23 protein-coding genes and 1 tRNA gene are annotated in these 23,028 nt (G+C 42.3%); 5 read left to right on the top strand and 19 right to left on the bottom strand.

The genetic code is table 11. The features are described from left to right. Nucleotide 1: 1 nt before the first annotated feature. Nucleotides 2–2,857, bottom strand: coding sequence for a 2-oxoglutarate dehydrogenase E1 component (locus ICE88_RS07250; protein ID WP_216251133.1), 2,856 nt, complete (start codon nucleotides 2,855–2,857; stop codon nucleotides 2–4). A gap of 346 nt (nucleotides 2,858–3,203) precedes the next feature. Here ICE88_RS07250 and ICE88_RS07245 point away from each other — a divergent pair, with 346 nt between their 5' ends. Next, entirely contained in the window at nucleotides 3,204–3,893 is a 690-nt protein-coding gene (locus tag ICE88_RS07245; RefSeq protein ID WP_216251131.1) for a helix-turn-helix domain-containing protein, read from the top strand. Nucleotides 3,894–4,036: 143 nt separating this feature from the next. After that, nucleotides 4,037–4,390: a transcriptional regulator gene (locus ICE88_RS07240; protein ID WP_216251123.1), complete on the top strand. Its 354-nt coding sequence runs from the start codon at nucleotides 4,037–4,039 to the stop codon at nucleotides 4,388–4,390. A 206-nt stretch (nucleotides 4,391–4,596) separates the two neighbouring features. Here the strand turns inward: ICE88_RS07240 and ICE88_RS07235 are convergent, their stop codons facing one another. From ICE88_RS07235 to dcm, 8 genes are all read right to left on the bottom strand, one after another. Then, nucleotides 4,597–4,881, bottom strand: a complete 285-nt coding sequence (locus ICE88_RS07235) for an H-NS family nucleoid-associated regulatory protein (RefSeq protein WP_089516018.1) — start codon at nucleotides 4,879–4,881, stop codon at nucleotides 4,597–4,599. Between the two features lie 259 nt (nucleotides 4,882–5,140). Then, a complete protein-coding gene (locus tag ICE88_RS07230) occupies nucleotides 5,141–6,031 on the bottom strand; it encodes a hypothetical protein (protein WP_216251120.1) in 891 nt (296 codons plus the stop codon). After that, complete coding sequence (locus ICE88_RS07225; RefSeq protein ID WP_216251117.1) at nucleotides 6,028–6,495, bottom strand: HD domain-containing protein; 468 nt, start codon at nucleotides 6,493–6,495, stop codon at nucleotides 6,028–6,030. Before ICE88_RS07225 ends, ICE88_RS07230 begins: the two co-directional genes overlap by 4 nt. A 221-nt stretch (nucleotides 6,496–6,716) precedes the next feature. Beyond that, a complete protein-coding gene (locus tag ICE88_RS07220) occupies nucleotides 6,717–7,004 on the bottom strand; it encodes a hypothetical protein (RefSeq protein WP_216251115.1) in 288 nt (95 codons plus the stop codon). Between the two features lie 108 nt (nucleotides 7,005–7,112). Beyond that, nucleotides 7,113–7,982: a DUF3883 domain-containing protein gene (locus tag ICE88_RS07215; RefSeq protein ID WP_216251112.1), complete on the bottom strand. Its 870-nt coding sequence runs from the start codon at nucleotides 7,980–7,982 to the stop codon at nucleotides 7,113–7,115. 2 nt (nucleotides 7,983–7,984) lie between these two features. Then, the gene (locus tag ICE88_RS07210) at nucleotides 7,985–9,793 is read right to left on the bottom strand and encodes a DEAD/DEAH box helicase (protein WP_216251110.1); all 1,809 of its coding nucleotides are present in this window, start codon (nucleotides 9,791–9,793) and stop codon (nucleotides 7,985–7,987) included. Then, nucleotides 9,793–11,079 (bottom strand): hypothetical protein, encoded by a 1,287-nt coding sequence (locus tag ICE88_RS07205; RefSeq protein ID WP_216251106.1) that lies wholly within the window; start codon nucleotides 11,077–11,079, stop codon nucleotides 9,793–9,795. The genes ICE88_RS07210 and ICE88_RS07205 overlap by 1 nt, the downstream gene beginning before the upstream one ends. A gap of 12 nt (nucleotides 11,080–11,091) precedes the next feature. Beyond that, complete coding sequence (gene dcm, locus ICE88_RS07200; RefSeq protein WP_216251103.1) at nucleotides 11,092–12,366, bottom strand: DNA (cytosine-5-)-methyltransferase; 1,275 nt, start codon at nucleotides 12,364–12,366, stop codon at nucleotides 11,092–11,094. Between the two features lie 45 nt (nucleotides 12,367–12,411). Here dcm and ICE88_RS07195 point away from each other — a divergent pair, with 45 nt between their 5' ends. Together ICE88_RS07195 and ICE88_RS07190 are read left to right on the top strand one after the other, a co-directional pair. After that, the gene (locus tag ICE88_RS07195) at nucleotides 12,412–13,095 is read left to right on the top strand and encodes a MutH/Sau3AI family endonuclease (protein WP_216251099.1); all 684 of its coding nucleotides are present in this window, start codon (nucleotides 12,412–12,414) and stop codon (nucleotides 13,093–13,095) included. Nucleotides 13,096–13,395: 300 nt separating this feature from the next. Next, on the top strand, nucleotides 13,396–14,370 hold the full coding sequence (locus tag ICE88_RS07190; protein WP_216251083.1) for a YafY family protein: 975 nt from the start codon (nucleotides 13,396–13,398) through the stop codon (nucleotides 14,368–14,370). 10 nt (nucleotides 14,371–14,380) lie between these two features. On the opposite strand, the gene ICE88_RS07185 is transcribed toward ICE88_RS07190, so the two are convergent. Continuing rightward, nucleotides 14,381–14,743 carry a hypothetical protein gene (locus tag ICE88_RS07185; protein ID WP_216251081.1) on the bottom strand — a complete coding sequence of 121 codons (363 nt, stop codon included), beginning with the start codon at nucleotides 14,741–14,743 and terminating at the stop codon, nucleotides 14,381–14,383. Nucleotides 14,744–14,924: 181 nt separating this feature from the next. Here ICE88_RS07185 and ICE88_RS07180 point away from each other — a divergent pair, with 181 nt between their 5' ends. Beyond that, complete coding sequence (locus tag ICE88_RS07180; RefSeq protein ID WP_216251078.1) at nucleotides 14,925–15,248, top strand: hypothetical protein; 324 nt, start codon at nucleotides 14,925–14,927, stop codon at nucleotides 15,246–15,248. Between the two features lie 50 nt (nucleotides 15,249–15,298). On the opposite strand, the gene ICE88_RS07175 is transcribed toward ICE88_RS07180, so the two are convergent. The 9 genes from ICE88_RS07175 to thrS all read right to left on the bottom strand — a co-directional run bounded on the left by ICE88_RS07175 (nucleotide 15,299) and on the right by thrS (nucleotide 22,948). Next, a tRNA-Pro gene (locus ICE88_RS07175) sits at nucleotides 15,299–15,375 on the bottom strand. Nucleotides 15,376–15,396: 21 nt separating this feature from the next. Next, nucleotides 15,397–15,780 carry a MerR family transcriptional regulator gene (locus ICE88_RS07170; protein ID WP_255535254.1) on the bottom strand — a complete coding sequence of 128 codons (384 nt, stop codon included), beginning with the start codon at nucleotides 15,778–15,780 and terminating at the stop codon, nucleotides 15,397–15,399. Nucleotides 15,781–15,792: 12 nt separating this feature from the next. Next, nucleotides 15,793–16,092: an integration host factor subunit alpha gene (locus ICE88_RS07165; protein WP_089516022.1), complete on the bottom strand. Its 300-nt coding sequence runs from the start codon at nucleotides 16,090–16,092 to the stop codon at nucleotides 15,793–15,795. Between the two features lie 77 nt (nucleotides 16,093–16,169). After that, the gene (gene pheT, locus ICE88_RS07160) at nucleotides 16,170–18,611 is read right to left on the bottom strand and encodes a phenylalanine--tRNA ligase subunit beta (protein WP_216251076.1); all 2,442 of its coding nucleotides are present in this window, start codon (nucleotides 18,609–18,611) and stop codon (nucleotides 16,170–16,172) included. Nucleotides 18,612–18,630: 19 nt separating this feature from the next. Continuing rightward, the gene (gene pheS / locus ICE88_RS07155; protein ID WP_216251074.1) at nucleotides 18,631–19,677 is read right to left on the bottom strand and encodes a phenylalanine--tRNA ligase subunit alpha; all 1,047 of its coding nucleotides are present in this window, start codon (nucleotides 19,675–19,677) and stop codon (nucleotides 18,631–18,633) included. Nucleotides 19,678–19,690: 13 nt separating this feature from the next. Beyond that, a complete protein-coding gene (gene rplT, locus ICE88_RS07150) occupies nucleotides 19,691–20,050 on the bottom strand; it encodes a 50S ribosomal protein L20 (protein WP_089516027.1) in 360 nt (119 codons plus the stop codon). 23 nt (nucleotides 20,051–20,073) lie between these two features. Beyond that, entirely contained in the window at nucleotides 20,074–20,271 is a 198-nt protein-coding gene (gene rpmI / locus ICE88_RS07145; protein WP_215289856.1) for a 50S ribosomal protein L35, read from the bottom strand. A 190-nt stretch (nucleotides 20,272–20,461) separates the two neighbouring features. Next, nucleotides 20,462–20,983, bottom strand: coding sequence for a translation initiation factor IF-3 (infC, locus tag ICE88_RS07140; RefSeq protein ID WP_089516031.1), 522 nt, complete (start codon nucleotides 20,981–20,983; stop codon nucleotides 20,462–20,464). Between the two features lie 42 nt (nucleotides 20,984–21,025). Continuing rightward, nucleotides 21,026–22,948 (bottom strand): threonine--tRNA ligase, encoded by a 1,923-nt coding sequence (thrS, locus tag ICE88_RS07135; protein ID WP_216251071.1) that lies wholly within the window; start codon nucleotides 22,946–22,948, stop codon nucleotides 21,026–21,028. Nucleotides 22,949–23,028: the final 80 nt, after the last annotated feature.

Genomic DNA, 23,028 nt, shown 5'->3' with positions numbered 1-23,028 from the left:
ATTATTTAGTGAGTACAAAACCTTTGAGTTTGGCAAACGCGCCTTCAATCAAAGATTTTTGTTGATCTTGATGCAAGTGAGCGTAACCACAAGCCGGAGAGGCTGAAGCTGGGCGACCTGAGTAACCCAATTTTTGACCCTCTGTCATGTTCTCGTGAATGTTGTGCTGAATGAAGAACCATGAACCCTGGTTTTGTGGCTCGTCCTGACACCAAACAATTTCAGTCGCTTTTGGATATTTCTTCATTTCTGTAGCAAATGCTTTGTGTGGGAACGGATACAACTGTTCTACACGAATCAATGCCACATCAGTTTGTTTCTTAGCTTCACGAGCTTTTACCAAGTCGTAATAAACCTTGCCTGAGCAAGCAACCACACGGGTCACTTTCTTAGGATCAATGCTCTCATCCAATTCACCGATCACTGTTTTGAATTCACCTTTGGTGAATTCTGAAACTGGTGATGTGGCGTCTTTGTTTCTCAACAAAGATTTTGGAGTCATGATGATCAACGGCTTACGGAACTGACGGATCATCTGACGACGCAACAAATGGAAGATTTGTGAAGCAGTGGTTGGCTGAACAACTTGCATGTTCATGTCAGCGCACAACTGCATGAAACGCTCAGGACGTGCTGATGAGTGCTCAGGACCCTGACCTTCATAACCGTGAGGCAACATAAGAACTAGACCATTGGCACGACCCCACTTCACTTCGCCAGAGGCGATGAACTGGTCGATCACCACTTGAGCACCGTTCACGAAGTCACCGAACTGGGCTTCCCAAATAGTCAAAGTGTTTGGTTCTGCTGCTGCGTAACCATATTCAAAACCTAAAACAGCTTCTTCTGAAAGAATTGAGTCGATCACAGTGAAATTGGCTTGACCTTCTGCAACGTGTTCCAAAGGCACATAAGTACCTGTGTCCCACTTTTCGCGATTTTGATCATGGATCACTGCGTGACGGTGTGTGAATGTGCCACGGCCTGAGTCTTCACCTGATAAACGAATCGGGTAACCGCTCGCCACCAATGAAGCAAACGCCATGTGCTCGCCCATACCCCAGTCAACGTTGACTTCGCCACGACCCATGGCCGCACGATTGTTCAATACGTTATCAACCAAGTTATGTGGCTTAAAGCCTTCTGGCACTTTTGTAATACGTTCTGCCAAGCGCTTCCACTCAGCCAAAGGAATCGCTGTGTCCGCTGAGTCTGTCCATTTCTTATTTAGGAATGGAGACCAATCAACTGCGTACTTGCCTTTGAAGTTAGAAATCACTGGGTCTACTGTGTGCTTACCAGCATCCATCGCTGTGCGATAGGCTTTGACCATTTCATCACCGCCACCAGCTTGCAATACGCCTTGGGCTTCTAGCTTGTCAGCATATAACTTACGAGTACCAGGATGTTGTGCAATCTTTTTGTACATCAAAGGTTGAGTCAAGGCTGGAGTGTCTTGCTCGTTGTGACCTAATTTACGGAAACAGATGATGTCGATCGCCACGTCTTTTTTGAAGGTGTTGCGATATTCAACAGCCAACTGAGTAGCGAACACCACTGCTTCTGGATCATCACCGTTCACGTGCAACACAGGTGCATCGATTGTTTTGAGGATGTCTGTACAGTAAAGAGTCGAACGCAAGTCGCGTGGGTCTGATGTCGTGAAACCGATTTGGTTGTTGATCACGATATGAATCGTGCCACCAGTGTAGTAACCACGAACCTCAGCCATCGCCAATGTTTCTTGAACCACACCTTGACCAGCAATCGCTGCGTCACCGTGTACCAAGATTGGCATCACTTGAGAACCTGTTGTGTCGCCACGACGATCCATACGCGCACGCACTGAACCTTCTACCACTGGGTTCACGATCTCTAAGTGAGATGGGTTGAACGCCAATGACAAATGCACAGGACCGCCAGGAGTTGTGACGTCGCTTGAGAAACCTTGGTGATACTTCACGTCACCAGCAGGCAAATCTTCTGGGGCTGTGTGATCGAATTCAGCGAACAAGTCTTTAGGCATCTTGCCCAAGGTGTTCACCAACACGTTCAAACGACCGCGGTGAGCCATACCGATCACGATTTCTTGTACACCGGCAGAGCCAGCCACTTTGATCACTTCATCCATCGAAGCGATGAAACTTTCACCGCCCTCTAATGAGAAACGCTTTTGACCCACATACTTTGTGTGCAAGTAACGCTCTAAGCCTTCAGCTGCTGTTAAGCGCTCAAGAACTTGTTTTTTCTTTTCTGGTGAGAAGCTTGGAGTTGATCTCGCAGCTTCTAATTTTTCTTGCCACCAACGTTTGATCTTTTGATCAGTGATGTACATGAACTCAGCACCGATGGTGCCTGAGTATGTTTGGCGCAAGTTTTGCAACAACTCACGCAAAGTCATGTTGTCTTTGCCGAAGAATGTGTTGCTGGTATTAAATACGATGTCCATGTCAGCATCACCCAAACCGTAGAAGGCAGGATCTAGCTCTGGAATATTTGGGCGCTCAGTGCGCTTGAGTGGGTCTAAATCGGCCCAACGGTTACCAACGTTGCGGTGAGCAGCGATGAGTTGTTGAACAGCAACGCGTTTGCGACCTAGTTCTGAATCGGCAGAGTCATTGATGACACGAATCGGACCTTGCTTGGCACGTTGTGCAAAAGCATTGACCACTGGGGCATGAGGTACATCGTGTTTGGTTGAACCATCAACAGCTGGCACTAATTGAACATTGTCAAAATATTCACGCCAATAGTCTGAGACAGAAGCTGGGTTTTCAAGATAGGCTTCGTAGAGTTCTTCTACGTAGGGCGCGTTACCGCCAAAGAGATAAGAACTACCTCTGTAGGACTGCATCATATTGCTCACCTTTCATCGGGTATCCCGAGTTTGTAGTGGGTTAAAACCTTCCGCGACACGGCTTCACCGGTTAGCGGATTGCGATCAAGTTGTAACTACCACGGAAACATTTCCGTAAATGAGAGCTTAACACTTCCAGCACCAATTTGCGGGACTTTTTTAACAATAATCACTTTAAACCCAATGTTTAAGGTGCACATTCAGGTTTTTCCCTTATTTAATCGGTTTCTCATGACAGTTATTTGTAAGAAATTTCCTACAAAGAAATCAGAATCGTCTGATTACATAGCAAATAAATTAAATATACGATTTCAGGTCCTTTCATCAATTAATAGGAAAGTTTTAGATGGACCTTAATAAAGAAGAAAATCCTAAAGATTTCTTGAGTACTCGCGAAACCGCGAAGCATCTTCAAGTATCACTAGGTACCGTCCAAAAGATGGTTGAGACTGGCGAGTTATTGGCTTGGAAAACCCGAGGCGGTCACCGCCGTATTTTGATGTCCTCATTAGAGCAATTGCTGACCCGCAGAAGAATGGGTATCCGCGAACGCTGCGGCAATCAGTTCCTATTACTCTGTATTTTGCGAGGCGAGGAGCAGTTCGAAGACTTCAAGAAGTTCGTTGAGCCTTGGGAGTCTTCGGTCGATTTGCATTTGTGCCATGACACCCTGGAAGCCTTGATGCAATCGGTTTCCCTATCACCCGATGTGATTTATTTGGATTGGCAGATCAGCCCAGTTGAGCAAGTTCATTTGCTTCATTATTTGCAGAGAAACCTGCACACCAGACACATCCCTACTTTGGTTGAGGGTGGGTTCTTAAAGTTGCATCCTCAAGTGACAAAGATTCCCCCAGAAATCAAAGAATATCCACCCAATAAAGAACCCAAGATTTTGACCAATTCAATGATCAGGGGATATAAGAAAGATAAGCTCTCTATGGCAAAAGGCGAGGTTAATTTGCTTTATGCCCACAAGATGGAAACCTTGATTTTGGATTGCCTGGTTCAGAAATGCGAAGAGGCTGGAATATAAGCTCTAGGAGCACTGGGCTTTGATGCGGTAGCAGGCCACTTTGGCAGAGGTTGCCATTAAAAATCCAAAATCGGTATTTTGCCTCCTCATCAAGTTTGGCTTGCAGTAGGTACAAAGGTCCTTAAAGAGAAAAGGAAATAATCATGCCATTAACTAAATTATTTAAAGATACAGTTAAGGCGCGCGTTGAGCGTGACCCTGCTTTTGCAGCAGCTCTATTTGAAGAAGCTCTTTCTGCCTTTTTTGTAGGCGATACCGCACTTGGAAAAGCCTTACTCAGAGATCTCGTGAATTCTACGATCGGCTTTGAGGGCTTGGCTCAAGAAATAAATAAGCCGAGTAAAAGCCTTCATCGTATGCTTGCTCTTACTGGCAACCCAACCATGGAGAATTTTTTTCAAGTGATCCATATTATTCAAAAAAATGAAGGTATTAATTTCCAACTAAATGCGTTGGTAAAAAAGAAAGCAAGAGTTAGCCAAAAGGTACATGCCTGATTACTAGCATAGCAATCACTACCCCTCCCTGAAAATATGAGGGAATATAAGTCAATTAATTAGAGTGTATTTAAGGGCGGGATGGAGAAAAGAGAAAGCCCGCTATGGGTCATTAACTGACCAATTAACGGGCTTTTTATTGTTTGAGCTATTTATTACTAAATATTACTGAGTTACCTGATCAGTAATATCTAGTAAATCGCGCATTAAATTGCAAATTGAGCGCGGTTTTGACCTTCGATCCATTTTGGCGCTTTGCCACGGCCAGTCCAGGTTTCACCTGTGTTTGGATTGCGGTATTTAGCAGCAACCTTACCACCACGTGAGCCTGCAGGACCTTTGCGATTGAATATATCAGAGGCGCTCAAGTTATATTGTTCAATGATGGCTTTTGCCTTAGCAACGCCTTCTGCTTTTTCACGGGCTTTAGCTTCAAGGATTTGTTTCTCTAAAGATTCTTTTTGAGCTAATAACTCTTGATAAGTTGCCATTGATTCTCCAAATATTATATAAGTTTAATAAGTATTAATTTACTCAGCAGTTAATAAACCAGTTTTCTGAGCTATCCCATCAATTAATTATTGAGGATATTTATTATAGTAACTATTAAATACCTAATCGGCAAGTATTTAATAATTTATTTGGATTATTAATATTAATGTTTATATAAATATAATAATATTTATATGTTTTGATGATTTTATTCAGCCCCCCCCCTATTTACTTAAAATCCTTGATTTATAAGCACTTTTAATCAATTAAGAGGGCTTCAACTTTGGCTGTCATCAGAATTTTGCCAATGGCGGTCATGACTTCTTTTTCTTTGCCTCTAAAGCCATGCTCGGTAAATGCCTTGCAAGCATCCCCACGAAAATCACCTCCTCCGGTGACCGTGATCAATGGACGTTTGTATTTTTCTGCAATGGACTTCGCTCCTGAATGAGTGGTCAGGAAGCAAGGATCGTTCAGATGGTGAATGAAGATGTGATTGGCTTTGGCGTAATCAAAGTTTCTTAGTTCTGGATAAGAGTTTCTGGCATTGGGTTCAGTGATCGAAGCTGTATGAATCGCTCCTTTGTAAATACTGGGCTCATGAGTGAGTGCAAAGCTTGATGAGACTGTGCCCATCGATGTACCTATTGCCCATATCTCTTGAATACTTGGGTATTGTTTTTTAACTTCCTGAATTAACTTCAATACATCTTGATGACGTTTTGAAGATGCTTGATAACTGCTTGAGCAATAGTCACCACTATCCGAGTGACAATCCACAACCAAAGTAGCAATTGCATCAGTGGCCAAGTGACGGCGTGACCGAATCAAGAAGTTTCCAGAGAGCTTAGAGGATGTCATGCTCTGCCCTTCAACCACTGGTCTTACTACTGATGGATAGCCCGGAAATAAAACAGCAAGTCGTGTGGGCGCTGTGCTGCTAGCAGCAAGTGATAAAACACCTTGTTGTTGAATGCCCGGAGATAGCTCAACTGAGATGAGTTGTTCTTTAAGGCCTATGGCGTGCTCGGGGGTGGCAGTAGATTGAGCGAAGGCAAGATTTAGAAGAGCTACATTCAAAAGACCAAATGTGATGAATGTGGGAAATTTGAGAATGAAGTTTTTTGAAATTGATAAAAGTGTTTTCATGAACTGATGCTCCAGTTGAATGCTTCATCAATCAGTTGAGAGGCTTCAACAGATAAGAATTTAGGTGATGGGATGATGCCTACTCTTCCAAGATCTAAGCGATCAGCATCCCAACAGCTTTGTATGGTTGGATTGGTAGAGACTTCACCACCTGAGTGATGACGAATAGCATAGCAGAGGTTATCGAGCTGCTGACTGTCTAGGTGGAAGTGTTGTCCATTGATGCCGTGGGCGAATTCTGCACCCCGCTCTCCATGCAGTGGGTCTTTGTAGTCATCAAAGCGGCAGCTGTCATGCAAAAAAGCAAATAGTTCTACAACGAGTAAGTCAGCTTGTCTTTGTTCAGCGATGCGTTGGCCATGATGCAAGACCCTGGCCCAGTGATTAGCTCCATGAACCCCATGCCAGTCAATGACGAATTGGTCACGGATGTGCTGAAGGAGTTGTGGGCGGTGGTAGAGCATTTATATGTATGGGTAGATGTTTACCAAGTCTATGTCTTTGGGTGGGTTAAAGAGTTCATAAATTTTTTGATAAGTACGACCCCAAATATTGTTTTTATAAGTTCTTTCAACTCTAACAGTTTTTGGTTTCTTACCCAAGCATATGTAGTCTTTAACTTGATTTTTTTGACCGCACTTTTTGATAAATTACATGTTGTTGATTAATTCATGAATAATCATTTTTAAATATCCGAAAAAGTATTAGTACTTCTTAAGAATTTGAGAATGAAGAGTTTTCTTCTTTTAAGGGGTCGATCATATTTGTTGGCTTCTCTGAGTATGAGCTCTTGGTCATGGTTGATGACTGGAAAACGGTTCATGAGATTGGGCACACCAATCAATACGGCTGAATCACGTGCAATACGCACGTAAACATCCGTTTCAAGACGGAAATGTTGAAGATCGTTGGCATAGAGTTGTAGAGGTAGCAAGAAAGAAATGATGGCTGGTCCGATTAGCATATTTCGCATTTTGGGACATGGGTGGCTCATATATTGAGCCAGCTTGAGCTTAAAGTGGATTCATAGTTGAACGCACGTCACCCAAAGAGATCGCTAAACGTTACATTCAAAAAGTTACTACTTCTTAAATGCACTAATTTCAATTTTTTTAAATTCTAAATTCGGGTGACTAAATGGAATAGAGCATGACTCCCACTCTCCAAATCCAATACTTTGAGGTATTGAATCAGAAATCATTGAAATGTCAGCAATTGCCATGTAGATATCATTATTCAAAAAATTAAAAAGATAGAGATGGTAATTTTCTTTTTGCTTAGCAAAATTGTATTCATTTTTAGAAAGATAAAAATGCGCCTTAGATCTAGCCAAAGTACTAGATTTAACTTCAATAAACAAGCGGTGGCTTAAATCAAAATCAATACAACTTAAAATATCATAACCAGCAGTATTGTCATAAATTGATTGCCATATTGGCTCTAGGCCAGTTCTGCTTCGCTCATAATTAATTGCAATCTCTTCACCGCGACGACCAACATCTTCTTTGAGAGCATTAATATCCCCTCGGCGTTCTCTTGCTAACCCATCCCACCAGTCGATCATTTCATTAGTTGGAGAATCTTCTAAAAGTCCACTTTCCCTAAAAATTTGACGCTCACTTGCACTCATCGAAGCTAAACAATGCGCAACTCCAAGATGGGCTAAAGAAGTAATTACTGGCCTATCAAATTGAACATACATCTTTACAATTGCTTGCTTAATAAATAATTTTTTTTCTGATTTAATTAAAATTGCGGCTGATTCAGAGAGTTCGATAAGCTCATCATGGTTTTCTTTAAGCAATTTATATCTAATGCCTAATTGACAGATAGATGCTAAATCACAGCTGTTAAAAACTCGGCGCATCGTTACATTTACATGTAAGTGATAACCGCTATTAATTTTTAAAATTAATTCAACTAAAGCATCTACTAAACCAGCCGACACCATAATTAAGAAGCCATATCCTTAATAAGAGCTCGAACGTCTTCGACCTCCAAGCCTTCTGACTCATCCAGAACACCCTCTTCCAAATCCAGGCTTACGTTTATCATATCTCTTAGAGAGTCATCTCTAAGAACCTTTGACATATTCTCAATCTTTTCGGCAAGACGTTTTGAAACAGTTTGATCAATTGAGTCTTCACATTCTAAAAATTTAATTTTTACAGCTGGCTTATTCTTACCATCATTACTGACTCTATGAATCCTGTCTTGTGCCTGAATATACTGTGCCGCATTAAATGATCTATCAATAAAAACGGCATTATGGCAACCATGATGAAGACTTATACTTTCTGAAGCAGCTGCAGGAGTTGCAACCATTACCATACAATCGGGCGCTTGATTGAATTGCTTGATTTTATATTCTCTCGTCTCCTCATCCTCATCAGAGCCAGCATCAACACCTCCATGAATGTGAACAGCTCCCAAATCTTTCAATTGCGTAGTTATTAGCTCGACATTCTGTCTAAAGTTTGTCCATATAAGAGTCTTCTCACCATTATTAGCATTTTTCCTGGCGATTTCACATGCTCGTTTATTTTTTGGGGACTCATTTTTACAGGCTGCAATTAACAAATCATTTAATGCATCACTATCAAATTTACCAATAATTGATGGATTTACTGCTAACATCAATAATCTCATTACAGAGCGGCCAGCCCTCCTAAGAGCACTTCTATCAGTTAGATTTAATCCAGATAACTTGCGAATCTCCTCTTTCTTAACTAAATCATATAAATGCCTGTGGTCAAAACCTAATTTAACCATTTCACGCTCGCAAACAATTGACGGCAAGTATTCATCTAGCTCAGCTTTTGTGGTCCTAACAAATATATTAGAAATTGCAGAAACAGGATCTTCAATGTTGTGAACTTGGTATGCCGGATATAAAAAACTAATTTGCGGCTTCAAATCCTCAATGCTTTGAGGCATTGGCGTACCAGTAAGAAGTAATCTCCTGTCAACCAAATCTGCTAGGCTCAGTACTGCTTCGGCAGTTACCCTACCTTTACCACCTTTAATTCTATGCGCCTCATCAAGAATCATCATAACCCGATGATTTGATAAAAGCTTTTTAAGTAGCGGAACTTCATTAGCTAATTTTTGATATGTGATGATTAAAAATCTAGCAGCATCTATTTCATCCACATTTAAATTTGCACCCTGCATACGATATATAGCCGGAGGATTTAAGAAACAATCCTGAATCTGGTCATCCCAAGAAATAAATGCATTCTTAGGTGCCACAATTAAAACCTTGTCAAGGTCTTTACTGTGATACGCGTAAGTCGCCAATGCTTCGGTAGTTTTACCTGCGCCAGGGACAGAAAAAGACGCTCCACCGCGCAAAGACGCTAACTTACAAACATTTCTAAGCTGCTCTGCAGTTAAATTACGTTTAAAGTGACTTGCTTGAATAGTCCCCAATAAAATACTTGCATCTATGGGGCTTGGAGCAGAACTTTCAGTTAAGACTTCTCTGTCCTTTATCGCCAGATTGAATTTATTTCGAGCATCATCATCGAAAATAAACTCAACATCCTCGAACTCAACACGCTCAGATATACCATCACATATTGATAAAAAATCTGACCAATCCATCTGAAACCGAAAGTCAGATAATCTCTTATAGCTTTCTAAACCTGATATCTGACAGTAAGTAAAAATACTCATTCGCAAGGATGCTTTTACATCATCTGAGAAAGTAAAAATCGCAGACGAGTTTTCGCGACTATAGTCAACTTTTAGATGAGGCATTATTTTTTATCCTCAAGCACCTTTTTTCTTAGTTCATTTGTCAAACTTAAGATTTTATCCATGTTAGAAACAATGGTTGATGGGTTTTTAGGGGACTTAAAATTCCTCTTGGCTTGATTTAAGCATTTAATTGCTTCATTAACTTTATCCTCAACAAAAGAAGCATTTTTTTCGCCTTTAAGCTCTTCCTTAGCTTCCTCTATGGCCTCAAAAATTATTTGGGACTTTTCTTTAACCTCTTCTCGTTCATTAGTTTTTATTGTTACAAATTGAGCAAAACTCTTAAATCTTTCTTTTTCAGGAAGATCTAAAAAACCCTTATCCTCTGCTACTTTGTCGACAATGACCTCAAGTGATTTTCCCAATTCAGGTATTTGAGTAAACAACCGCCCTGCCTTATCTTGTCTAGGCGTACTTATTAAAGTAAAAGCAGCTGCCTCTAAAGCCATCTCATGATGAGGCATTAATTTCTTACCCCTTTTCTTTTTTGCTTCATAAAGCATCTTAAAAGCTTGTTCATTTTGATCAACCTCAGACCACTCATTAGTTTTACCAGATTGCTCTAACCAGTTTTCAGCCAATTGATAGTAACCAATTTGATCATTCAACTCTGCAACATCTGTAAGTTTGTAATTATTAACAATAACCTCGGGGTCCACATTGTCAATAAATTGCCTTTGTCGCATCATTCCTATACGACAATGCCATGCATATTCACTTTTAATATCCGGTTTAACCTGAATAGCCTCTTCGTACTCAACAATTTCCCTTTCCTCACAAGGGGGCAACCTAACAACATCTATATATTCAAACGCCCCATATGATTTTGGATTGTCCGATAACAACTTACGCCAGGCTGTAATACGCCTATTACCATTAACAACAAATCCATCATGATCTAGAACTAACGGCTCTGTTTGAATTTCACCGTTCTTTTTTTGAGTGCTTTGAAATGTTTCCAATAGCCTCTCTTCATTAATCATTTTTTCTAATATTTCATATTGCGCTTTTTGAGCTTCAATATTTTCAGGGTCAGCACTAAAGAAATCTTTATCCACTGTATGTTTTGCAACATACTCTAATTGATAGGTTAATGTTCTACCATTCCTTAACCTGTACTTTGGCACTGAAATATTAACGCGCAAAATTGGTAAATCATGCGACTTGCGTTTAAAGTTTGTAATTAGGAAGGTACGAGTATCCCCACGAGCTGCCTCAAGCTCAGCTCGTTCCAATATATCCAACCTTTCTTGCCTAGACTTACCCAAAAAATTTTCATCCATCATCTTGCCCTCAACTCACCCAATCAGTTTATAAATTGAAATCCCCAACCTATCCACAACACCTGTTACAAGTGCATTACCTATAAAGAAGGCTCGCTTCTTATCTGGAATAATGTCCAGCCTTGTATGATTCTTCGGAAACCCACTTAATCCCTCAAGCTCAACTGGTGTCAACCTTCTGTACTTACCATCCTTAAAAATAATATGCTTAAATCTTGATGGGGTTTTCCCCCCCTCCGAAGTTATGATGGTCCGAGCAGGCTTATTCAACTCATCTGGACAGGCAATTCTGCCTTCAGAATAAAGATAGGGAATTCCAGATTTACTTATTCTTTCTATTTTTTTTGCATCCTTTAAGGGAAACCATTTTTCTTCATATTCTTTTTTAGATATGTAGTACTCAGCCGGCACATCAGAATCCTTTACCAGATGATTTCTAATGCAATCAAACTTGCCAGAGTAATTTGGAATAACTCGCTCAGTCCATATATTTCTTTTAAATGAGATACCGGAATTTAAAAATGGAGTTTTTTTACCGCCCTTATTAAAATTAGTTGTTATCACATCCAAATCTAAATCACTAATTGAAAAATTAGGGAGTAAATTTTCTTCTAAATTTTTTTCTTTGCCTATAACTGGAAAAGCTTGCGGAAAAATACCATTTTTATAAATTGATGTGAACGGAGATTTAATAATTTTTTTTGCATATTTCGTTGTCTCTTTTGAGGCAAAAATAAATATCCTCTTTCTTCTTTGAGCGAACCCATACTCAGCAGCATTAATGATTCGCCACTCAACCACATACCCTAAATCATTCAAACATGACAACATAATTGCGAAATCTCTTCCCCGTTGCTTGGCCGGGGAACTTATTAATCTATCAACATTTTCTAAGAGAACGTACTTGGGCGCTGTAATCGAAATAATTTTGTATATCGACCACCATAAAACACCTTTTTTTCCATGAATACCCTCTGCACTTCGAAGTGTTTTAGCTACTGAGTAATCTTGGCATGGAAAACCACCAACTAATAAATCGTATTTCGGCAGGATTTTTTCGCCTGATCCAGAAGACATTTCCCGCTCGCAAATCGTCTCAATATCTTCATTGCTATGATTTTTTTCACCCCACTTATTGACATAAACTTGAGATGCGTATTGAGCCCTCTCATTAGGCTCCCACTGATTACTCCAAACCACCTTAAAGTAGTCTGAATTTAAATTCTTATTGGCTGATTCAAATCCAATCCGAAAACCGCCAATACCTGCAAAAAGTTCAATAATTTTCATTGGATTATGATAACTTATAGTTTCTAGTAAATAAAAATTAATTAAATGACTTTTAGTAAAAGTGGCGTAACTTCAGGCGATGACTTAATCAACATTATGACAATGCTTGAAGGTCAAAGTATGATTACTTTAGCAAAGCAACTAAATATTGATATTTCAAAGTCAAAGAATGGTCAGGCAACATTATTTAAAAAGTTCTTTGCAAATCTTAATGTATTACCAAAAGACTCTAATACTAAAATTAAGGTCATTAGAATTAACCCAGCTACAAATAAACCCTGGGAATCGGTATCTTTATGCCCCATTAAACTTAAAGAATTTGAGCTTGAAACTTGGGAGCAAAGCCATTTAAAAAAATATTTAAACTCCCTGTTGTTTATACCAATTTTATCAACCTCAAAGATTAGTCATGTTAGTGAAAGAAAAATTGGGAAATCATTTTTATGGTTTCCTGATAATTTCGATGAAGCTATGATTAGAGCCGAATGGGAAATGTATCAAAAAAAAGTTCAAACTGGTGCATGCAAAACATTTAAAACGTCAGGCGGAAAAAATATTAGTAGCCTGCCAACAAGCTCATTTACAAATTTTATACACATGCGGCCAAAAGCTCAAAATGGCTCTGATTTTGATACTGATTCCATAGGCAATAAAATTGTTAAGCAAGCTTTTTGGTTTAACAGTGACTACATTAGAAAAATTGTTGATAAATCTCTTCGTTACTACTAACGTATTTACGCAAGTACATGACTATTTAGTGTTTCTTTCTATTTTGATTTTCACATCAAATTCGCTCGTGCCTTATAGAAACGTTTTTTTAATTTCAAAGCGTTGAATAATTTTCATTCTTTTAAGCAAGCAAAATCCAGTACCCACCATACATAAGGTGCCATCTTTAAATCTTGATTTCAATACAGCAGTTGAAATACAAGCGCGGAATCAGAGCTAAGGCAGCACTAGCTCATTAAATGAGCTACCAATCTCATAAAGTGCTAAAGTCATCAAAAGTGCTAAATATGAGGCTGGCTTATGAACAACATGGAGCGCGTTTACAAGATATACAACCTACTCAATAGTCGTGGGGTTGTGAGTACAGACGCTTTTTTACAAGAGCTCGATATTTCATTGGCCACGTTCAAACGCGATCTGGCTTTCATGAAGAATAATTTGAATGCCCCGATTGAGTGGGATTCATATGAGCGTGGTTATAAATTTGGTAAACAAGGTCCAGGCCCTAAGTTTGAGCTGCACGGCATGTGGTTTTCTCAAGAGGAAACCACCGCCCTAGTGACCATGAATCATCTCCTGGCTTCTTTGGACCAAGGCGGCCTCATTGGTCCTCATATCGCGCCATTGATGACCAGAATCGATGCGATCCTAGGCAACGGTGAAACAAGCTCCAAAGAGTTGCGTAAGCGCATCAAATTGATCAGCATGGGGTCCCGAAAGAACTCTAGCAAGTATTTTGCGGATATTGGTAATGCCCTGCTCAAACGAGAAATGATTCAAATCCTTTTTTATACCAAGGACCGCGATGAAGTCGAGGAACGCGAGGTGTCACCTCAGCGTTTGATTCATTATCGAGAAAACTGGTACTTGGATGCTTATTGTCATAAGCGAGAAGCTTTACGAAGCTTCTCGCTAGATGGCATCAGAGATGTGGTTTTACTCAATGAGAAGTGCAAAGACATTTCTGATAAGGATATGAATGAGCATTTCACAAAGAGTTACGGCATCTTCTCTGGCGGAGCAGATAAGACAGCCAAACTTAAATTTAGTCCAAAAGCATCAAGATGGGTTTCAGGGGAGTCTTGGCACCCAGAACAACGCAGCCATTTTGAAAAAGATGGCTCTTATGTTTTAGAGTTTGAGTACAGCCAAGATCCTGAACTGATCATGGATATTCTCAAGCATGGCGACGAGGTAGAAGTTCTAGCCCCCGCTGACTTGAAGAAGAAAGTCATCTCAAAGCTTGAGAATTCTCTTAAGAAATACGCTCAATAAATTGAGCGTATTAATGAAGTAAAGATTCAGCTTCTGTAGTTTTGTCGCTCTCTTTTTTACCTTGGCTGTTGATCAGGTAGTTTTTAGTGATTAGCGCATCCTTGATGAACTCATCAACGGCTTCTCTGAACTCTTCCGTGGTTTCTTCGTTTGAGAACATGTAAGTCAGACTGTAGATGAGATTGTCGGCGTCCCCACCATCAAGAGTCACTGTATTGTTCTCATCGTTATCAACGATCCTAAAGCCTCTTGAAAAGATCGGCTTTTGATCCCCCACCCAGCTCATGTCTAAGCGGTCAATGTCATATCTCAGACTGCGAAATAGGTTGACCACTATAAAACGGGTGCCATCAATGTAAGTGTAGTTACGCATACCACCTCCAAAATGAGTGTTTGATAGCTCATTTTGAGGGCTCAATGGCTCATAGGTTGAGCCATTGAATAACTAAAATTTAATTGAGTAAGCGGTTAAATAAAGTTACATATAAAAATTACTAGCAATAAAGTATCAATAAGGTTAATCTAAAGATATTGAATCAACGTAAAGGAGTCACATGAAGAAAGTACTAGGTTTTTTACTTATGTCCGTTACAAGTATTGCTTTTGCTCAACAGAGTTATCAGCAAATTGGTAATCAACGCTATTACCAAAATGGAACTACATCGCAACAGATTGGCAATCAGACTTATTACTCCAACGGAACGACAGCTCAACAAATCGGCAACCAGACCTATTACTCAAATGGAACGACTGCTCAGCAAATCGGCAATCAAACCTATTACTCAAATGGAGTTACTGCCCAGCAAATTGGCAATCAAACCTATTATTCAAATGGGAAAACCTGTCAAACAATTGGTACTCAGACATACTGCAATTAAAGATCTCAGTACAAAAAATATAAAAAGACCACTTCGGTGGTCTTTTTTATTGGTCGGGGCGAGAGGATTTGAACCTCCGACCACTTGCACCCCATGCAAGTACGCTACCAGGCTGCGCTACGCCCCGACTTAACAGAAAATTGTATAACTATTTAGATAGGATTTTTAGGACGGCTTCTAGCTCAGTCCTGATTGAATCTTGATGCTGGCCATTGGTTCTCTGGTGGCTCACCTGAACAGAGTTCTCTTGGCTTGATTCATTGAGGCGCAATTTGGCGCCGTTGATGGTGAAACCTTCTTCGTACAGCAGCTCTCTGATTCTACGAATCAGCACCACTTCATGGTGTTGGTAGTAACGACGGTTACCGCGACGCTTTTGTGGGTTGAGTTGGTTGAACTCTTGCTCCCAATATCTCAAGACGTGCGGCTTAACATCACACAACTCCCCTACTTCACCAATGGTGAAGTAGCGTTTCGCTGGAATTGGAGGGAGGGATCCCCCGGCAATCATGCCGTGCATGTTCTTTTCCATTAGTGAAACTCTTTAGACCTTAGGATCGACCTTGTCTTTGAGCTTTTGGCTGGCGTGAAATGTGACCACGCGTCTGGCTGAGATAGGTACCAACTCACCAGTTTTAGGATTACGGCCAGGACGAGCTGATTTTTCTCTTAATTGAAAGTTACCAAATCCAGAGATTTTAACGTCCACACCTGATTGCAAAGATTGACCCACTGTTTCAAAGAAAGAGTCGATCAAGTCTTTGGCTTCACGCTTGTTTAAACCAACTTGGTCAAACAAGGCGTCTGATAATTCTGCTTTTGTAATTGTTGCGGCATCACTCATGGCTGCACTCCACTTTTACTTTGTTCTGTTGTTTATTTTTTAGTTACTGCTTATTCTGTTCTTTGTTGCGTTGTTGGTCAACGAATTCTTGCTTTGCATTTTACGCTCATGGCATCTAACAAGGCTGAAATCACAGGTTCGATCTGAGCATCTTGTAATGTACCTGATTCATCTGACAAAGTGATCCTAAACGCCAAACTCTTTTCGTTTTCAGCCATTCCGCCCATTCTGCCTGCAGTTGGCTTGAATTCGTCAAATAAGTCGATTTTCTTTACCAATAACTGCTTGGCTGCCTTCATAGCATCTTGCAACTGAGTCACTGTTACTGCCTGATCCACAACCACCGCCAAGTCTCTGGTAACCGCTGGGAATTTACTGATCGTGTTGATGACCGGTAAACCGATGTCTTGGATGGCTGCCCAGTCAATTTCAAATAGAACGACTGAACCTGGGATGTCATAGGCTTGCTGCCAACGTGGGTGAAGTTCACCAATCACGCCCAAGTTAATATCTTTGCCACGCTTCTTGATAGAAATTTGTGCACTGCGTCCAGGATGCAAGGCTGGGTGTTCTGTCTTTTCTGCTTTGAATTCTAAAGGAGCCAATAGTGCCTCTAGATCACCTTTGACATCAAAGAAGTCGACTGAGCGAGTTGGTGTGCCCCATTGTTCTGGCACTGCTGGGCCATAGGCCAAACCAGCAACACGAACTGGTTGATCGTAACCAGCAATGCTCAACTCACCTACTTGAGCTTCTGGATTGCGTTGGAATACACGACCCACTTCAAATAAACGCACACGCGTTGCTTTGCGGTTGATGTTTTGTTTGAGGTTTTGTACCAAACCACCAATCAAGTTACTTCTCATGACCGAGTACTGACTAGCGATCGGGTTGAGTACTTTGATTGGGTTGGTGTTACCGGCTAATTTTTCTTCTGTGTCAGCGTCAATGAAACCAAAGTTCATGACTTCTTGATAGGCTCTGTTTGCAATCGCGTGACGCAATTGATGGATGCCACGCTTAGGCTCTTGCGTGCCTTGCATGCGCTGCTCTGCCACTGGCGGGTTGGCTGGAATATTTTCAAAGCCGTAGAGTCTGGCAACTTCTTCAATCAAGTCTTCTTCGATTTCAATATCGAAACGATGGCTAGGAGCTTTGACCACAAATGCTTCATTGCCTTCTCGCTGGTATTGCAAACCAATGCGATCAAATAATTGTGCAATCACATCAGCAGTCAATGGCACACCAATGACTTTTTGTGCACGAGCCACTCTTAAACGAACGTCTGAGCGCTTTGGCAAGTCAACGATTTGGTCATCAACAGGACCTAACTGACCACCACAGATTTCAGCAATCAATCCTGAAACAAATTCAAGGGCATTGACTGTGCCGGCAGGATCTACACCGCGCTCAAAACGATGCGCTGCATCGGTTGAGAAGTTGAATCTTCTGCTGCGACCTTGGATGGCTGATGGCCACCAGAAAGCAGATTCGAGATAAATATCTTGTGTGTCTAAAGTGACAGAGCTTGGGTTACCACCCATGATGCCGGCCATGCTTTCTACACCGTTGGCATCAGCGATCACGCCAACACCCTGACCATTCAATGGCGCCACAGAAATTGTTTGGCCATTCAATAGCTCTAATTGCTCACCATCACGACCCCAACGAACCGTTAAGTCGCCTTTGATCTTGTTCAGATCAAACACATGCGTTGGTTGACCAATTGCCAACATCGCATAGTTTGAGATATCCACCAAAGCAGAAATACTTCTTTGTCCGGCGCCTTCTAAATAACGCACCATCCAGTCAGGAGTTTTGGTTTTGGCATTAACACCCTTGATCACACGACCAGCGAAACGACCACAGAGGTCTTTGTTTTCTACTGTGACTTTGAGTTTGTCTTGAATGCTGCTTTTTTGCGCTTCAATTGTTGGTGCGCATAGTTTGGCACCAGTGATGGCAGACACTTCACGTGCCACACCAAGAATTGATAAGCAATCAGCTTTGTTTGGTGTGAGCTTGATGATGAAAATCGTGTCATCAAGTTTTAAGTGCTCACGAATGTCTTGTCCAACCGGCGCATCAGCAGCCAACTCCATGATGCCTTCAGAGTCTTGACCAACACCTAGTTCGCGACCTGAACACAACATGCCTTGCGATTCAACACCGCGCAATTTGCCAAGTTTGATAGCGAATGGTTTGCCACCCTCTTCAGATGGTGGCAATTGCGCACCAACCAAAGCACAAGGAATCTTGATACCAACGCGAGCATTTGGGGCACCACAAACAATTTGCAATGTCTCGCCACCGGCATTGACTTTACAAACGCGCAAGCGGTCTGCATCTGGGTGCTGCGCAGCTTCTAGAATTTCTGCAACCACCACTTGTGTGAATGGCGGCGCTAAAGGACGTGTCTCTTCAACTTCAAGACCTGCCATGGTCAAAGCATGTGACAACTGCTCCGTTGTCATGTCAGGATTAACGTATTGTCTGAGCCAGGATTCTGAAAATTGCATGATGGTTGCTCAGTCTGAATTAAGCTGGGAATTGAGATAAGAAACGAATGTCGTTTTCAAAGAACAAACGCAAATCGTCAATGCCATAGCGCAACATGGTCAAGCGCTCTAAACCTGAGCCAAAAGCAAATCCAATGTAACGCTCCGGGTCGAGACCCATGTTGCGCAAAACAGTTGGATGAACTTGACCTGCTCCTGAAATTTCTAACCAACGGCCCGCTAACTTTCCAGATTCAAAGGCCATGTCAATTTCTGCTGATGGCTCAGTGAACGGAAAATATGATGGGCGGAAACGAACATCGATGGCGTCCGTTTCAAAGAATGTTTTTAAGAAGTCGGTGTAAACACCTTTGAGGTCTGCAAAAGATACGTTCTCTGCAATCCATAAGCCTTCTACTTGATTGAACATTGGTGAATGCGTCGCATCACTATCAACACGGTAAGTGCGACCTGGTGCAATCACTTTGATTGGTGGCATCACCGCATCTTTGGAATATTTAGCCACATGAGCGCTGGCATAACGAACTTGCATTGGGCTGGTGTGCGTGCGCAATAGCAATGGTTTGTTTTGCTCATCAACACCTTCCACATAGAAAGTGTCTTGCATGGATCGTGCTGGGTGATTTTCAGGGCTGTTCAGCGCCGTGAAATTGAACCAGTCGTTTTCGATTTCTGGGCCATCGGCCACATCGAAACCAACTGATCGGAAAATTTGTTCAACACGTTCCCAAGTGCGCATCACAGGATGCAAGCTACCGCTGTCTTGACCACGACCTGGCATGGTGACATCAATGGCTTCAGCACTTAAACGAGTTTGTAAAACAGCATCAGCCAATGCTTGGCGACGCGCATTGAGCGCTGCTTCTACGGCTGATTTAACTTGGTTGATTTCTGCGCCGGCTGCTTTGCGTGCCTCAGGATCCAACGCACCTAGCGACTTAAGACGCTCTGTGAGAATTCCGGATTTACCGAGGTAGCGTGCCTTGGCGTCTTCGAGGGCCGCCGAATCGGCGGCACCATCGAAGTCCCGCTTGGCATCCTCGACAACTTGGTCGAGTGAAACCATGTGCGGGCCCTACTTACGCAGCTACTACTGTTTTGATACGAGCGACTAAGGCAGCAAACGCTGGCTTGTCGTTGATCGCCATGTCAGATAGAACCTTACGGTCTAACTCAACACCTGATCGCTTCATACCATTCATGAATACGCTGTATGTGACATCGTATTGGCGAACAGCAGCATTGATACGTGCAATCCACAAAGCACGGAATACGCGCTTCTTATTGCGACGGTCACGGTAAGCGTACTGACCTGCACGCATAACCGCTTGCTTAGCAATACGGAATACATTCTTACGACGGCCACGGTAACCTTTGGCAGCATCGATAACTTTTTTATGACGGGCTCTAGCTGTAACCCCGCGTTTGACTCTTGGCATGTGATTCTCCTATTCGTCTGAGGTTAAGCGTAAGGCATCATAGAACGTACTGATTTCACATCTGAATCATGTACGGCAACTGCACCGCGAAGGTGACGTTTGTTCTTAGTCGTCTTCTTGGTCAGAATATGGCGCTTGAACGCTTGACCACGTTTGATAGAACCGCTTGCGCGAACTCTAAAACGCTTAGCTGCACCGCTTTTCGTTTTCATCTTGGGCATAACTGCTCCCTTTTCACTAATTTGTACGACTTAGGTGGCAATCGACGATTGCGCTTCTATTACCCAGACATACTTCTAAATAAGACTTTCGTCTTTCTCCGGTCTGACTTACGTCGCCGGGTTACTGCATCACCTTTTCAGGTAATTCTTTCACCCTTAGGGTGATTATTCGTTTCACTCTTGCGAGTGATTATTTCTTCTTGATGGGGGAAAGAACCATCACCATCTGGCGCCCCTCCATCTTTGGAAACTGCTCAACAGCGCCATACGGCTCTAGATCAGCTTTCAATCTTTCCAACATGCGTACACCAATTTCTTGGTGGGCTAATTCACGACCTCGGAAACGCAAAGTGATTTTTGTTTTATCACCCTCTTCTAAGAATCTCACCAAATTGCGCAACTTAACGTTGTAGTCACCGTCATCAGTGCCAGGGCGGAATTTAACTTCCTTCACCTGAATAACTTTTTGCTTTAACTTCGCTTCGTGAGCTTTCTTAGCTTCTTGGTATTTGAACTTGCCGTAATCCATCACACGGGCAACCGGAGGTTCTGCCGTTGGGGCAATCTCCACCAAATCTAATTCGCTCTCTTCCGCCAGTCTTAAAGCATCAGCCAATTTCACCACTCCAAGTGGTTCACTGTCGTTGCCAATTAATCGTAATTCGGGGGCAGTAATTTCCCGGTTAATACGATGAGTTTTCTCAGTAGCTATCTCGTGTTTCCTTCAAAATTTTTTAACAAGACCTTGCTCACCTCAGACTGGCTGGGGTCCGACCTTCTGGGATACATCCTGTTGGAGTCGGGCGATGAAGTCTTCGATTGGCATTACACCTAAATCAACTCCACCTCTGGCGCGCACGGCCACCGCATTTGCTTCTGCTTCCTTGTCACCGACAACGATGAGATAAGGAACCTTCTGCATTGCGTGCTCACGGATTTTAAACGTAATTTTCTCGTTCCGCAAATCAACTTCAGCCCTAAATCCTTGTTTTTTGAGGATTTGCTGTACTTTTTCAGCATATTCGGCTGAATTTCCGGAAATATTCATCACTATGCACTGAGTTGGTGCAAGCCAGGTAGGCATTGCGCCGGCATGGTTTTCGATCAAAATACCGATAAATCGCTCCAAAGAACCCACGATCGCACGGTGCAACATGACCGGTACTTGACGATCATTGTCAGCAGAAACGTATTCAGCGCCTAAACGTTGTGGCATTGAAAAGTCGACTTGCATCGTGCCGCATTGCCATGAACGACCGATTGAATCTTTGAGGTGATATTCAATTTTTGGTCCGTAGAAAGCACCCTCACCTGGTAACTCTTCCCACTCTTGTCCAGAGGATTTCAAAGCATTGCGCAAGGCATCTTCTGCTTTATCCCAAATGGCGTCGTCACCAACTCGCTTAGCAGGTCGCAAGGCCAATTTAACGGCCACTTCTGTGAAACCAAAGTCTTGATAAACCGCACGCACGGCTTTATCAAAGTCAGCCACTTCAGATTGGATCTGATCTTCTGTACAGAAAATGTGACCATCGTCTTGCGTGAAACCACGCACACGCATCAAACCGTGCAAGGCACCAGATGATTCATTGCGGTGACACTGACCAAACTCACCGTAACGCAACGGTAGTTCACGGTAGCTGTGTAAACCAGCGTTATAAATTTGTACGTGGCCTGGGCAGTTCATCGGCTTCAAAGCATAAGCACGATTCTCAGACTCAGTCGTGAACATATTGTCTTTGTAGTTTTCCCAGTGGCCTGATTTTTCCCAAAGTCCACGGTCCAAGATTTGCGGAGCTTTGACTTCTTGGTAACCATTCTCTTGGTACACACGGCGCATGTATTGCTCAACTTGCTGCCAAATCGTCCAACCTTTTGGATGCCAGAAGATCAAGCCTGGGGCTTCTTCTTGGAAATGGAATAGATCTAATTGTTTACCTAGTTTGCGGTGATCACGCTTCTCAGCTTCTTCCAACATGTGGAAGTAAGCGTCTTGATCTTCTTTCTTGGCCCATGCTGTGGCGTAAATACGCTGAAGCATTTCGTTCTTGCTGTCGCCGCGCCAATAGGCACCTGCCACTTTGATCAATTTGAATACTTTTAATTTGCCAGTCGATGGCACGTGAGGGCCGCGGCACAAGTCAGTGAAGCCACCTTCTGAATACAAAGAAACATCTTCAGACTGAGGAATCGCTTCAATCAATTCTGCTTTGTAGTTCTCGCCCAAACCTTTGAAATATTTAACAGCTTCATCACGGCTCACCACGCGACGCTCAATCTTCTCGTCTTTTTTGGCCAACTCAGCCATGCGCTTTTCAATCGCTACCAAGTCTTCTGGTGTGAATGGACGGCTGTAGGCAAAGTCATAATAAAAACCAGACTCGATCACAGGGCCGATGGTCACTTGCGCTTCTGGGTAGAGTTCTTTAACGGCATAAGCCATCAAGTGGGCGCTGGAGTGACGAATGACTTCCAAGCCTTCAGGATCTTTATCTGTGACGATCGCGATGTTGCTATCAGAGTTGATCAAGTGACTGGTGTCAACCAATTTGCCATTGACCTTACCGGCCAAAGCAGCTTTAGCCAAACCAGCACCAATGCTTTGTGCCACTTCGAAAACGGTCAATGGCGCGGGATATTCGCGCTTTGATCCATCAGGTAATGTGACAACAACCATATCAACTCCAAAAATTTAGCGCGGTGCTCTGGGGTCTTTTTGAACCTAGGACATTCCGCGCCAGTTTTTACATCACTGCA

The organism is Polynucleobacter sp. AM-26B4, assembly GCF_018882285.1.
In the GTDB taxonomy this organism is placed as follows: domain Bacteria; phylum Pseudomonadota; class Gammaproteobacteria; order Burkholderiales; family Burkholderiaceae; genus Polynucleobacter.
The sequence above is the reverse complement of the archived record's forward strand: the minus strand, read 5'-3'. Positions and strand labels throughout refer to the sequence as shown.

Bases quoted from the DNA above. Each gene is read 5' to 3' on its own strand.
- ICE88_RS07245 (WP_216251131.1), top strand. From the start codon at position 3,204: ATGGACCTTAATAAAGAAGAAAATCCTAAAGATTTCTTGAGTACTCGC.
- pheT (WP_216251076.1), bottom strand. From the start codon at position 18,611: ATGCAATTTTCAGAATCCTGGCTCAGACAATACGTTAATCCTGACATG.
- ICE88_RS07225 (WP_216251117.1), bottom strand. From the start codon at position 6,495: ATGCTCTACCACCGCCCACAACTCCTTCAGCACATCCGTGACCAATTC.
- ICE88_RS07170 (WP_255535254.1), bottom strand. From the start codon at position 15,780: ATGGAAAAGAACATGCACGGCATGATTGCCGGGGGATCCCTCCCTCCA.
- ICE88_RS07190 (WP_216251083.1), top strand. From the start codon at position 13,396: ATGAACAACATGGAGCGCGTTTACAAGATATACAACCTACTCAATAGT.
- ICE88_RS07195 (WP_216251099.1), top strand. From the start codon at position 12,412: ATGACTTTTAGTAAAAGTGGCGTAACTTCAGGCGATGACTTAATCAAC.
- ICE88_RS07210 (WP_216251110.1), bottom strand. From the start codon at position 9,793: ATGCCTCATCTAAAAGTTGACTATAGTCGCGAAAACTCGTCTGCGATT.
- thrS (WP_216251071.1), bottom strand. From the start codon at position 22,948: ATGGTTGTTGTCACATTACCTGATGGATCAAAGCGCGAATATCCCGCG.
- ICE88_RS07250 (WP_216251133.1), bottom strand. From the start codon at position 2,857: ATGATGCAGTCCTACAGAGGTAGTTCTTATCTCTTTGGCGGTAACGCG.
- ICE88_RS07180 (WP_216251078.1), top strand. From the start codon at position 14,925: ATGAAGAAAGTACTAGGTTTTTTACTTATGTCCGTTACAAGTATTGCT.
- ICE88_RS07185 (WP_216251081.1), bottom strand. From the start codon at position 14,743: ATGCGTAACTACACTTACATTGATGGCACCCGTTTTATAGTGGTCAAC.
- dcm (WP_216251103.1), bottom strand. From the start codon at position 12,366: ATGAAAATTATTGAACTTTTTGCAGGTATTGGCGGTTTTCGGATTGGA.
- ICE88_RS07220 (WP_216251115.1), bottom strand. From the start codon at position 7,004: ATGCGAAATATGCTAATCGGACCAGCCATCATTTCTTTCTTGCTACCT.
- pheS (WP_216251074.1), bottom strand. From the start codon at position 19,677: ATGGTTTCACTCGACCAAGTTGTCGAGGATGCCAAGCGGGACTTCGAT.
- ICE88_RS07235 (WP_089516018.1), bottom strand. From the start codon at position 4,881: ATGGCAACTTATCAAGAGTTATTAGCTCAAAAAGAATCTTTAGAGAAA.
- rpmI (WP_215289856.1), bottom strand. From the start codon at position 20,271: ATGCCCAAGATGAAAACGAAAAGCGGTGCAGCTAAGCGTTTTAGAGTT.
- ICE88_RS07205 (WP_216251106.1), bottom strand. From the start codon at position 11,079: ATGATGGATGAAAATTTTTTGGGTAAGTCTAGGCAAGAAAGGTTGGAT.
- ICE88_RS07230 (WP_216251120.1), bottom strand. From the start codon at position 6,031: ATGAAAACACTTTTATCAATTTCAAAAAACTTCATTCTCAAATTTCCC.
- ICE88_RS07215 (WP_216251112.1), bottom strand. From the start codon at position 7,982: ATGGTGTCGGCTGGTTTAGTAGATGCTTTAGTTGAATTAATTTTAAAA.
- ICE88_RS07240 (WP_216251123.1), top strand. From the start codon at position 4,037: ATGCCATTAACTAAATTATTTAAAGATACAGTTAAGGCGCGCGTTGAG.
- rplT (WP_089516027.1), bottom strand. From the start codon at position 20,050: ATGCCAAGAGTCAAACGCGGGGTTACAGCTAGAGCCCGTCATAAAAAA.
- ICE88_RS07165 (WP_089516022.1), bottom strand. From the start codon at position 16,092: ATGAGTGATGCCGCAACAATTACAAAAGCAGAATTATCAGACGCCTTG.